The organism is Stenotrophomonas sp. 1L-E-5-B-C3, from assembly GCF_057292075.1.
Genome location: NZ_JBXAWS010000004.1, coordinates 126,354 through 137,807, shown reverse-complemented (window position 1 = coordinate 137,807; position 11,454 = coordinate 126,354). Strand labels below are relative to the sequence as shown.

Genomic DNA, 11,454 nt, shown 5'->3' with positions numbered 1-11,454 from the left:
TCAGGCCTGGCCCGGCGGCAGCAGCGGCGGCTGCACGCCCGCCGCCCGCAGCTCGCTGGCGACGATGTCCTGGAAGCTCAGCGTCGGGTTCAGCTCGCACAGCATGCCGACCCGGATCCAGAAATTGGCCTGGGCATTGATGGAGCGGCTGGAGACGGTACAGGCACGGCGCAGCTGGTCGTGCAGGGTGTCATCGATGTTGACGATGCCCATGGGCGGTCCTGAAGGAGTGGATATACGAAGCGTATATGTTTCGTATATCCAGCTCAAGGCCGCCCGGTTCAGCTCGCGTCGGTTGCGAAGCGCAGGCGGTTGCCGTCGGGGTCGCGCAGCAGCATCTCGCGGCTGCCCCACTCGGTGTCATGTGGCGGCTGTTCGATCGGCACGCCTGCGGCACTGAAGGCGCGGTGCAGGGCGTCGACGTCCTCGACGATGAAGTACACCGCGCCGCCGACCTCGCAGTCGCCGCTGTGTTCGGTGAGGAAGATCGTCTGGCCATCGCGGGTGAGCTGGGCGAACAGCGGGAAGCCGGGTTCGAAGCGGTGTTCCCAGTCAACCACGAAGCCCAGTCCCTGCACGTAGAACGGCAGGGTGGTGTCGGCGTGGCGCATGCGCAGCTGCGGGATGACGGTCTGGGACATGGCGAGGGCTCCTGGGGCAGGCGTCCAGTGTAGTGCCGGCCGCTGGCCGGCATCCTCGTGAGCCCGGGAACAATGATGTTGCCGGCCAGCGGCTGGCACTACCGACTCTGCCTGGGTCTGGTAGTTGCCAACCTTGGTTGGCATTGCCGGCCAGCGGCCGGCACTACCGAAGCCACGCTGGCCAGCAGCCGGCACGACCGGAAGCGGTCAGCAGGCCGTCGGCACTGCGGCGATGGCTGCCAGCAGCTCCTGGTTCACCTGCTGGTGCCGCGTCTGCCACACCGGCAGATCCTCGGCGCTGACGTCAGGCTGGCCATCCAGCGACGACAGCCAGCGTTTGAAGCGGCTCTGGTAGTTGGCCAGCGACACTTCGCCGGTGATGTCACTGCCGGCCAGGCCGCCGGCGCGCAGCGCTTCGATCACCACCAGCGCGTGTTCCAGCTGGAAGCGGCCCTGATCCCAGTTGCTGCGGGCCACGTCCTCGGTAAACACATCCTTGTCGATCGACAGGTAGGTCGGCTGCGGCGACTTGGCCTGCTCGGCAGCGAACGCAGCCACCAGCGCTTCGGGATGCTCGAAACGGCGGAAGGCGTGGCCCATGCCGAGACGATGCCCCCAGCCCACGTCCACGTCCATGCACCAGTACGTCAGCCGGCCGCTCATCAGCGGGCGCCAGTGGTTCTCCCAGGCATGGCCGAGGCCGATGTCGCTGGAGGTGATGCCGAGCACGTGGATGTGCGAGATCTGCGGCAGCTTGCTGGCGGCGTTCACCCACGACCCGCAGTGCATGCCGAACGGGAAGCGCATGTTGTCCGGATGGTTGTCCAGCACCACCAGCTGGAACGGCGCCTGCGTGCGCATGCGCTGCAGCAGCGGCAGGCTGAGGTGATGGAAGTCGCCACTGCCGAGCATTACCGTGCCGAGCTGCGCGGGCAGCGGTGCCAGCACTTCAGCGGCGAAACGCTCCAGGGTGGCATTGCTGCAGGCGAAGCGCAGTGGATCGTGCCACTGCGGCAGGGCCAGGGTCTGCGCCTGGGGCAGCGGCAGCACGCCACTGTCCAGGTCCAGGATCAGCGGGGAACGCAATGGCATCGCTCAGCCGCCTCCGTCCGGTTCGCCCTGCAGGTAAGGGGCCAGCCTGCGCAGGGCTGCACGCAGCAGCGGGGAACGGGCGTGGATCGCATGCCGGGTGGAGGTGAAGCTGGCACCCAGTTCGGCCTTGATCCGCGAATCGGTCCAGCCGGCCACATAGTGGCTCAGGCCGTGCTGCAGCGCGTACTCGAGGTTGTGCATCCAGCTCACCGCGTACAGGTTGTGCTCGCGCGATTGCGGATAGGCCAGGCCGATGTACTTGTCCACCAGCTTGCCCGCATGCACGTAACACAGGTTCCAGCCGATCAGCTGGCCCTGGTGGCGATACAGGAACAGCCGTCCCTGGCCCAGGCTGTCGGCCAGAAGATGCTGGAAGTAGGACAGGTCGAGCTGGTCGAAATGCACTGCGCTCTGCGCGTACACGCCGAGGTACAAGGCATACAGTTCGGCCTGCAGCTGCGGGTCGGCCAGCGCCGGATCGCCGGTGGCGATGCAGTCGATCTGCAGGTCGTCGCGCGAGCGCAGCTTGCGCCGGATGTTCTTGCGGCGCGAAGACGACAGGCGGCCGAGATAGCCATCGATCGAATCGAAATCGATCGCCACCCAGGCCAACGGCATGCCTTCCAGCTCGACGAAGCCGCGTGCCAGCAATGCCTGCAGGAAGGCGCCGCTATGTGCGTTGGCGGCATCATCCAGCAGCGGTGAATCGATCGCCAGGTCCTTGACCACCAGCAGCCGGGTATCGCCGATCGCGTGACGCGTCACGTCCTCGGCCAATGCTTCTGGTGCGACGTGCGCGGGCAGCGGGGTGTACTCGGTGCTGGTGGCACCGACGAAGCGGGTCTTCCAGGTGATCCACGGCCGCCACAGGCGCGACAGCGGCAGGCCGAGCAGCTTGCCGCGCAGTCCGTCATCCATCGTGGTGGTCAGGTCCAGCGGCGCACGGAAGGTCGGCAGGCCGCTGGGAAGGCGGCCTGCCTCGAACCCGAGCGGCGGGTGGGCCAGGAAGCCCTCCAGCAGCGCGGCCGGTTCCAGCGCGGTGCTGGATGCGCGTGATGTCATCTCCATCGGCACGGGAACCGGCAGCGCATCGACCTCAGCCCTTGGCCTTGGTCAGCGCCTGGTCAAGCAGGGTGATCGCCAGGTCGATCTCTTCGTAGCTGATGTCCAGCGACGGCGCGAAGGTGATCACGTTCTTGTACCAGCCACCCACGTCGAGCACGAGGCCCATGCGCTTGCCGTCGTGCAGCAGGTCACCGGCCAGGCCGATGTCGACCATGCGGTCCAGCAGTTCCTTGTTCGGCGTGTAGCCGTCGGTCTGGCAGATTTCCGCGCGCAGGGCCAGGCCCAGGCCGTCGACGTCGCCGATTTCCGGGTGGCGCTTCTGCAGGCCACGCAGGCCATCGAGGAAGTACGCGCCCTTTTCCGGCACGGTGCGCTCGTAATCCATTTCCTTGCCCAGCTTCAGCACTTCCAGGCCCAGGCGGGTGCCCAGCGGGTTGGAGTTGAAGGTGGAGTGGGTGGAGCCCGGCGGGAACACGGTCGGGTTGATCAGCTCTTCGCGCGCCCACAGGCCCGACAGCGGGTTCAGGCCGTTGGTCAGCGCCTTGCCGAACACCAGCACGTCCGGGGTCACGCCGAAGTGCTCGATCGACCACAGCTTGCCGGTGCGCCAGAAGCCCATCTGGATTTCATCGACCACCATCAGGATGCCGTACTTGTCCAGCACGCGCTTGAGGCCGGTGAAGAAGTTGCGCGGCGGGATGACGTAGCCGCCGGTGCCCTGGATCGGCTCGACATAGAACGCGGCGTACTCGGCCTGGCCGACCTTGGGATCCCACACGCCGTTGTATTCGCTTTCGAACAGGCGCTCGAACTGCCACACGCAGTGGTCGGAATACTCTTCCGGGGTCATGCCCTTCGGGCGACGGAACGGGTACGGGAACGGGATGAACATCGCGCGCTCGCCGAAGTGGCCGTAGCGGCGGCGGTAGCGGTAGCTGGAGGTGATCGACGACGCACCCAGGGTACGGCCGTGGTAACCACCTTCGAAGGCGAACATCAGGCTCTTGCCGCCGCGTGCGTTGCGCACGATCTTCAGCGAGTCTTCGATGGCCTGCGCGCCGCCGACGTTGAAATGCACGCGGCCGTCGAGGCCGAACTTCTCGTGCATGTCCACGGCAATGGTCTTGGCCAGCTGCACGCGGGTCGGGTGCAGGTACTGGCTGGCGACCTGCGGCAGGGTGTCGATCTGGTCCTTCAGCGCATCGTTCAGACGCTTGTTGCTGTAGCCGAAGTTGCAGGCCGAGTACCACATCTGCAGGTCGAGGTAGGGCACGCCCGCACCGTCGAACATGTAGCTGCCTTCGCCGCGCTGGAAGATCTTCGGCGGGTCGACGTAGTGGACGGTATCGCCGAAGGAGCTGTAACGGGCTTCGTCGGCCAGCAGCTGCGCGTCGGAGGCGGCGGCGTCGGCGTTCTTGTCAAAAATGTTCATGCAGTTCGGTTCCGTGAAGGACGTTCGAAAGAGGTAGCGGGGGCGTGCTTGGAAGGGAGTGCTCAGGCGGTGGCCAGCAGCAGGGGCAGTACGGCGGGCTGCGGGCTGGCGTCGATACGACGTGGCTGCAGCAGGCTGCCATCGAGCAGGCGCGGCAGCAGTGCGATTGCATCGTGGAAGGTATCGATGGCGGCATGCTCGATGCCGGCATGGGTGCAATGGGTGATCAGGCGACGCTTGGCGAACACGAAGTCGGCATCTTCGGAGACGCAGAAATCCGAACTGCCATCGCCGATCATCAGCACACGCGGTGCTTCGTTGGCGCGCGCCTGCGCAGCGCAGGTGCACTTGCAGGTGCCGCTGCGGCAGCCTTCGGCCTGGTAGGGCGATTCCAGTTCCCAGTGGTCATCGCACCAGCGCAGGTGGTTGGCCACCACCGGCAGTCGCGACAGGCCGTGGTTGGCGAGGATGCGGTGGATCGCATAGTCCAGGCCGTCGCTGACGATGCGCAGCGGCACGCCCAGCTGTTCGGCACGGCTGACAAAGGCGGCAAAGCCCGGATCGATCTGCACCTGGTCCAGGTGGGCGTCGAGTGTGGCCGGGTCCAGATTCAGCAGCCTGACCTGGCCCTGCATGCATTCGCGCGAGCCGATCTTTCCCGCTTTCCACTGGTCTTCCAGTTCCTGCCAGCCCGGCTGGCCGTATTTCTCCAGCAGCGAGTCGATGACATCTTCGAGGCTGATGGTGCCATCGAAGTCACACAGGATGCTCCAGCGCATGGGCAGGTCCGTCGATGAAAGAAACGTCCGGCGCGATGCCGGGGCAGGCTCAATGTAGGCAGGCAGCCTTTCTCGTTCCTTTCCTGTTGAAAGCTCGCATTTCCGGCCGGGGAAAGCGTTCAGGAAGGTGCAGGGATGAATGCGTGTGGCGCAGGCCATGCGTGCGCCTGAAGGTCAGGCCCGCGCGAGTGCCTGCAGGATTTCGGCGGTGTCTTCACGGGTCTGCCAGGCGCTGTTGCCGAGCGTCAGCATGCGTGCGGCGAAGTCGCGCGCGTTGGGCATGTCGTCCTGCGGCACGATGTCGCGCAGGTAGGTGTAGTCGGGCAGGGCATGGATGAACATGCGGCTGACCCCAAGCCCGCGCGGCCACAGGTCTTTCAGTACGCCATCGCGGGCCTGCTGGCTGGGTAGCAGCAGCATCAGCATCGGCCAGGTGCCGCCGGTACCGGCCAGTCCATCGACCACTTCCACCGCCGGCAGTTGCGCCAACTGCACCCGCAGTTGCAGGGCGCGCAGGCGTCCGGCCTGCAGGAAGGCAGGCAGGCGCCGCGCAGCGTTGGATCCGATGTTCTGCCGCCACCGGCTGACCCGGTGCTGCGGGATATCCAGCGCGAAGATGTCACCCACCGCTTCTTCGAGATCGCCACGCTGCAGCGCACGGCGTAGCGGATTGCCATACACCAGTGACAGCAACGACGGGCGGTAGCAGGCGGCCAGGCCGAGCAGCTGCACGCTGCGCAGCAGCTCCCAGCGAAGATTGAAACGCGTCTGCTCGGCGGCATGCTCGGCCAGTGCCGCGCGCAACGCATCGTCACGACTGACCAGCAGGCCGCCTTCATGCAGGCTCAGGCCCTTGCCGGCGGCCAGGCTGAAGAAGCCGATATCACCGCGCAGGCCGACACTGCTGTTGCCGACCCGTGCACCCAGCGCCTGTGCGGCATCTTCGATCACCCAGGCGCCCGCGGCGCGCGCCACTTCATTGGCCAGATCCACATCGGCAATGCGCCCGCCCAGGTGGGTAGGCAGGATCGCAAGCGTGCGGGCATCGGCCAGCCGCTTGAGCTGGCCCGGATCGAAGTCGAAATGACCGCGCCGGGTATCGCACAACTGCACGCGCAGGCCCAGGCTGTGCACCGCGATCGGCACCAGCGGACAGGTATAGGCCGGCATGATCACGGTGTCGCGCTTTGGCGCGCGCCTGCGCAGCGTGCGCAGGGCGATCAGCAGCGCGTGCGTACCGGAACAGGTCAGCTGCAGCGGCGGGGTACCCAGTTGGCTGGCCAGGATCTCGCGCAGGTCGCCACCGCCGGGAAGGAAGTCGCTGGCCTGCATTGGCAGGCCAGCAGTCGGCGGCAGTTCGCGCGCGAACAGGCTCATTGCAGCGTGCTCACGTCGTGGTTTCGGCAGGGCTGTGCGGGTCATCCGCCTCGGCACGGCCAAGGCAGACGATGCCGGCCACGATCAGTACCGCACCGAGCAGATGATGCAGCGTCAGTGGTTCATTCAACAGCCACGCCGACAGCAGCAGCACGCTGATCACCTCCAGGTGCGAGGCCGCGAAGGCAGGTCCGATCGGCGCGTGGCGCAGCAGGCTCATCCAGGTGAAGAACGCGCCCACGTAGCCGAGGATCGCGCCGTACACCCAGGGCTGCGACAGCACGCGTAGCAGCCAGGCGGTATTGGCTTCGACCGGCAGCGCGGCGTCACCGGCGTACTTGAAGCACAGCTGGGCCAGCGTATCGAAGGCCATCAGCAGCGGGAAACCGATCACGTACAGGCGCCTCACGAGCCGGCCCCCACCACCGCCACGCCGGCGGTGACCAGCAGCATGCCGGTCACCCGCAGCGGTGTCAGTTTCTCGCGGAACAGGATGCGGCCGGCGATCATCAGCGCGACGATGTTGATCGAGCCGAGCAGCACGCCCTTGGACAGCGGCACCAGTGACAGGAACGCGATCCAGGCGACGAATTCGAGCACATAGCAGGCGATTCCCAACCACAACCAGGGCCGGCTCAGCATGTGCTTCCAGCGCTGCAGGCCCTCTGCTTCATTCGGGTCGCTGGCGGCGGCCTTGAACGCAAGCTGGCCACCGGTATCGAGCACCACGTTGACCAGCCACAACAGCGTGGCGAGTGATCCCATTTCAGGCCACCGCCTTGAGGATGCCGCTGCGTTCACCAATTTCGCTGAAGAAGCGCGCGCTGCGACGGATCACGTCGCGCCGTTCGCGATCGATGGTGATCATGTGGTAGCTGTCTTCCAGCACCACCAGTTCCTTCGGGCCGCTGATCCGCGACATCACCAGCTCGGCGTTGCCCATGCTGGCCACGTCGTCTTCGCGGGCGTGCATCACCAGACAGGGGGCGGTGACCTGGTGCAGGTGGCGGCGGGTCCAGTTGCTCAGGGCGCGCATTTCGGCCAGGGCATGCCAGGGGTTGCCCGGCAGGCCGGCGGCGGCGCTGTCGCCGGACAGCATGGCGGCGCTGACCTGCGCGCGCAGGCGCTCGTCACGCAGGCCGTACGGCGGTTCTTCCATGAACATGCGATCGCGGCCGATGTTGAAGCGCTTGAACCACGGCAGCAGGAACGAGAAGCGGGCCACGGCCGGAATGTTCCAACCGTCGTAGCGGAACGTGGCGCCGTATACGCCCACGCCGGAAACCCATTCCGGGCGGCGCGCAGCCAATGCCAGCGACAGTACCGCGCCCATCGACAGGCCGCCGACGAACAGCTGGTCAACCTTGCCGCGCAAGGCCGCTGCCGCATCTTCCACGCCCTGGTACCACTGTTCCCAGGTGGTCGCCAGCAGGTCGTCGACGCTGCCGCAATGGCCGGGCAGCTGCACACCGTGCACGGTGAAACCGGCATTGTTCAGGCCCTTGCCCAGCATGCGCATTTCCGCTGGCGTGCCGGTCAGGCCGTGAACCAGCAGCACGCCCTGCGGGCCACCGGGGAGGAAGAAGTCGTGCGTTTCGGTCACCTGGCGGCTCCGGGGCGGCAGTGGGGATGGTCAGGATCGCAAGCGCGATTTTCACCAGCCTTTCAGCGCCCCGGACCGGGTCAGGGGGCCTTCAGCAGCGGCAGCGTGATGGTGACCTTCAGTCCGCCGCCGGCACGGTTGAGGAAGCCCAGGCGTCCACCGAAGTGCTCCACGGCCTCGTGGGCGATGGCCAGGCCCAGGCCGGTGCCACTGGACGTGGTACCCGGGGCGCGGAAGAAACGCTCGCCCAGCCGTGGCATCACGTCCTCGGGCACGCCCGGGCCGTTGTCCTCCACGTACAGCTCCACATCATTGTCGTCCAGCGCCTGCACGCCGACCGTGACGGTGGCGCCGCGGCCTGCATAGCGCAGGGCATTGTCGATCAGGTTGTCCAGCGCCTCCTGCAGCAGGGCGCCGTTGCCGAGCACACGCAGCGGCTGGCTGCTGCCGCGGTAGCCGAGGTCGATGCCATCGCGGATCGCTTCGGGCACGCGGGTGCCCACCCATTGCGGCAGCAGGGTGCCAAGATCCAGCGCTTCGACGGTTTCCGGCACGGTCTGCGCGCGGCTCAGCGCCAGCAGCTGGGTGCTGACCCGCGCGGTGCGCTGGTTGAGCCGGCGGATGTGCTGCAGCGCCTCGCGCACGGTGTCCGGGTCGCCATGTGCCAGCGCCTGGTCCACATGCAGGGCCATGCCGGCCAAAGGCGAGCGCAACTGGTGCGCGGCATCGGCAATGAAGCGGTTCTGCAGCGTGATCATCTCCGCCTGGCGGGCGAACAGGCCATCGATGGTGCTGATCAGCGGTTGGATCTCTTCCGGCACGTCGGCATCGGAGATCGGCGCCAGCTCGCCACGGCGCTGCGCCAGGCGGGTGGTCAGCGGGGTCAGGATGCGCAGGCCATAGGTCACGCCGAACCAGACCAGCGCAGCCGTGCCCAGCGCCAGCATGGTCATCAGCGGGATGATGATCATCAGGATCTCGCGCGCACGCTGTCGGCGGTCGGCCATGCTCTCGGCCACGGTCACCGCCAGTTGGTCCTGCGGGTCGTTCATCGCCTGCGTGCAGACGGTGGCCATGCGCACCTGCTGGCCGTTGAGGGTGCCGTCGTACAGCGCCGGATGCACGCCGGTGCAGTCCTGCGAAGGTGCATACGGGCTGAAGTCGGCGTTGCCGCTGAGGGTGCCCTTGCGGCTGCTGTCGACGTTGAAATAGCGATGGCCGTCCGGGTCGTACTCGATCAGGAAGCGCGCCTGCGGAGACAGGTCGCTGGTCACCGGCATGGTGCTCAGCATCTGGGCGAACGAATGCGTGTCGTCGATCAGATTGCGGTCGTGGATGCGATTGGAGTAGTCCAGCGCAACGTAATAGGCAAGGACTGTGTTGAAGATCAACAGGCCCAGCATCGGCAGCGCCAGGAAGGCGAGCAGGCGCCGGCGCAGGCTGGGCGGGCCACTGATCACGGCGTGCTGTCGTCCTGGGCGTCTTCCAGCATGTAGCCCAGCCCGCGTACGGTGCGGATGCCGATGCCGCCGGGTTGCAGCTTGCGGCGCAGGCGATGCAGGGCGATGTCCAGGCCGTTGTCGGTCAGGTCCTGGCCCCAGTCGCACAGTGCTTCGACCAGCTGTGCGCGCGAGACGATGCGTTCGGCACGCACCGCCAGTGCGGAAAGCAGGCCGAATTCGCGTGCGGTCAGCTCCAGCGACTGCTCGTCGATCCACACCCGGTGCCCGGCCAGGTCCAGGCGCAGGCGACCGATGCGCAGATCCGGGTTGCCGTTGCTGGTGACCCGGCGCAGCTGTGCGCGTACGCGCGCTTCGAATTCGTCCAGTGCGAACGGCTTGACCAGGTAGTCATCGGCGCCGAGGTCGAGCACCCGCACGCGTTCGGCCAGGCCGTCACGGGCGGTCACCACCAGCACTGCCAGGCCATCACCGCGCTGGCGCAGGCGCTGCAGCACGTCACGGCCGTCCAGCTGCGGCAGGCCCAGGTCCAGCACCAGCAGGGCGTACTGGGTCGAGCCCAGTGCGGCATCGGCGTGCGCGCCGTTGTCGACGTGGTCGACCACATGGCCCTGCCGGCGCAGCGAGGCGCACAGGCCGGAGGCGATGTCCGGGTCGTCTTCAGCAATCAGAACGCGCATGCGCGTGGGCTCCAGTAGCAGTCAGGCCGGCCGGATGATCGCGGTGGGCCTCTCGGCTGCCGAGGGTAGCCGCAAACCGGGTGAAGGGGGAGCGCGCTGGCGCTTGCAGGCGCCGCCGCGCTGTCCTTCCATTCAGTCCTGCAGGCCGGGCTCGCCCTGCGCCAGCGGCACCCGCGAGCCATCCAGCAGGCCCCGGCTGAGCGTGCCGTTCTCGATGAACAGCAGTTCGCCGTTTTCACCGTTCTTGATGCTGCTGTCGATGGCGATCACGCGGTCGCCATGGAAACTGCTGACGTGCGGCATGGAGGTGTGGCCGACCACGATGCGCTTGAGCTGCAGGCGATCCAGCACCGCCTGTACGCCCTGCGTATCGAGGCGGCCATCGAAGTAGCCGCGGTACCAGATCGGGCTGGTCTTGCCGTCATACAGCGGCGCGGTGGCCGGGTCGGCCTTCACTTCGGCCTTGGGCAGGCCCAGCGACGCCTGGTAGGCCGCATTGGTGCGCGCCGGCTCCAGCGCCAGCTCCACCGCCTCGGGCGAGATGCCGCCATGCAGGAACAGCGTGTCGCCGATCTTCAGCAGTACCGGGCGGGTGCGAAGCCACTGCCCGATCACCGAATCGGCACCGTACAACTGCGGGTAGCTGCGGCCGAGCAGCTGCGCGCTGCGCAGGTACTTCGGATTGACGTAGCGGAGGTCGTCGTACAGCACCATGGTCTCGTGATTGCCAAGCACGAAGTGCACCGCACCACCGGCGGCGGCCGCCTGCTGCTGCAGGCTGTACAACAGCCAGAACGCTTCGGTCACCTGCGGGCCACGGTCGAACACATCACCGGCGATGACCAGCGTGTCCTTGCCCAGCGCCCAACGGTCCTGCGCATCGATGACCTGGTTGGCGCGCAGCAGGCGCACCAGCAGCCCGTACTGGCCATGGATGTCGGACAGCGCAACGATGCGCGGCACGGCCGGCAGTACGGAGATCGAAGGCGCGTTCGGTGCTGCCACATGCACGGTGTGCCCGTAGCCGCAGCGCGTTGCGATATCGGTGCCGGTCGCGGTGGCAGGAAGCGTGCGCGACTCGACCTTGTCGTCGCAGATCCACTTGGCCTGCAGTTGCTCGCCCTGGCGGAACACATAGGGGCCATCGGCGTCCACATGGGCGGCGGGGGCCGCGACCTCGCGTGCGTGCGTGGTTTCTGCGGCGCAGGCCAGCACCGGCAGCAGCAGGGCGGTCAACAGGGAAGGGCGATAGCGCGACATCGGCAGCATCCGGCAGCGGAAAGGCCTGATCCTAACCGGCGTAGCCGGGCGACGGTGTGCGCGAA

At 67.0% G+C, this 11,454-nt stretch carries 13 protein-coding genes; all 13 read right to left on the bottom strand.

Annotation, left to right across the window (positions count from 1 at the left end):
• The 13 genes from AC0Z6F_RS07085 to AC0Z6F_RS07025 all read right to left on the bottom strand — a co-directional run bounded on the left by AC0Z6F_RS07085 (nucleotide 1) and on the right by AC0Z6F_RS07025 (nucleotide 11,389).
• Nucleotides 1-213 (bottom strand): ParD-like family protein, encoded by a 213-nt coding sequence (locus AC0Z6F_RS07085; RefSeq protein ID WP_012510456.1) that lies wholly within the window; start codon nucleotides 211-213, stop codon nucleotides 1-3.
• A 68-nt stretch (nucleotides 214-281) separates the two neighbouring features.
• Nucleotides 282-641, bottom strand: coding sequence for a bleomycin resistance protein (locus AC0Z6F_RS07080; protein ID WP_012510457.1), 360 nt, complete (start codon nucleotides 639-641; stop codon nucleotides 282-284).
• A 207-nt stretch (nucleotides 642-848) separates the two neighbouring features.
• Nucleotides 849-1,733, bottom strand: coding sequence for an arginase family protein (locus AC0Z6F_RS07075; RefSeq protein ID WP_012510458.1), 885 nt, complete (start codon nucleotides 1,731-1,733; stop codon nucleotides 849-851).
• A 3-nt stretch (nucleotides 1,734-1,736) separates the two neighbouring features.
• Nucleotides 1,737-2,801, bottom strand: a complete 1,065-nt coding sequence (locus AC0Z6F_RS07070; protein WP_012510459.1) for a GNAT family N-acetyltransferase — start codon at nucleotides 2,799-2,801, stop codon at nucleotides 1,737-1,739.
• 28 nt (nucleotides 2,802-2,829) lie between these two features.
• A complete protein-coding gene (locus AC0Z6F_RS07065; RefSeq protein WP_012510460.1) occupies nucleotides 2,830-4,230 on the bottom strand; it encodes an aspartate aminotransferase family protein in 1,401 nt (466 codons plus the stop codon).
• Between the two features lie 62 nt (nucleotides 4,231-4,292).
• On the bottom strand, nucleotides 4,293-5,009 hold the full coding sequence (locus AC0Z6F_RS07060; protein WP_012510461.1) for an MtnX-like HAD-IB family phosphatase: 717 nt from the start codon (nucleotides 5,007-5,009) through the stop codon (nucleotides 4,293-4,295).
• 174 nt (nucleotides 5,010-5,183) lie between these two features.
• Nucleotides 5,184-6,386: a DegT/DnrJ/EryC1/StrS family aminotransferase gene (locus tag AC0Z6F_RS07055; RefSeq protein WP_153675147.1), complete on the bottom strand. Its 1,203-nt coding sequence runs from the start codon at nucleotides 6,384-6,386 to the stop codon at nucleotides 5,184-5,186.
• Nucleotides 6,387-6,396: 10 nt separating this feature from the next.
• Nucleotides 6,397-6,795, bottom strand: a complete 399-nt coding sequence (locus AC0Z6F_RS07050) for a DMT family transporter (RefSeq protein ID WP_049424527.1) — start codon at nucleotides 6,793-6,795, stop codon at nucleotides 6,397-6,399.
• The gene (locus tag AC0Z6F_RS07045) at nucleotides 6,792-7,151 is read right to left on the bottom strand and encodes an EamA family transporter (protein WP_012510464.1); all 360 of its coding nucleotides are present in this window, start codon (nucleotides 7,149-7,151) and stop codon (nucleotides 6,792-6,794) included. The genes AC0Z6F_RS07050 and AC0Z6F_RS07045 overlap by 4 nt, the downstream gene beginning before the upstream one ends.
• A 1-nt stretch (nucleotide 7,152) precedes the next feature.
• Nucleotides 7,153-7,989, bottom strand: coding sequence for an alpha/beta hydrolase (locus AC0Z6F_RS07040; protein ID WP_153675151.1), 837 nt, complete (start codon nucleotides 7,987-7,989; stop codon nucleotides 7,153-7,155).
• An 80-nt stretch (nucleotides 7,990-8,069) separates the two neighbouring features.
• A complete protein-coding gene (locus tag AC0Z6F_RS07035) occupies nucleotides 8,070-9,449 on the bottom strand; it encodes a sensor histidine kinase (RefSeq protein WP_004150095.1) in 1,380 nt (459 codons plus the stop codon).
• Nucleotides 9,446-10,129, bottom strand: a complete 684-nt coding sequence (locus AC0Z6F_RS07030; protein ID WP_004150098.1) for a response regulator — start codon at nucleotides 10,127-10,129, stop codon at nucleotides 9,446-9,448. Before AC0Z6F_RS07030 ends, AC0Z6F_RS07035 begins: the two co-directional genes overlap by 4 nt.
• 132 nt (nucleotides 10,130-10,261) lie before the next feature.
• Nucleotides 10,262-11,389: a metallophosphoesterase gene (locus AC0Z6F_RS07025; RefSeq protein ID WP_012510467.1), complete on the bottom strand. Its 1,128-nt coding sequence runs from the start codon at nucleotides 11,387-11,389 to the stop codon at nucleotides 10,262-10,264.
• Nucleotides 11,390-11,454 lie beyond the last annotated feature (65 nt).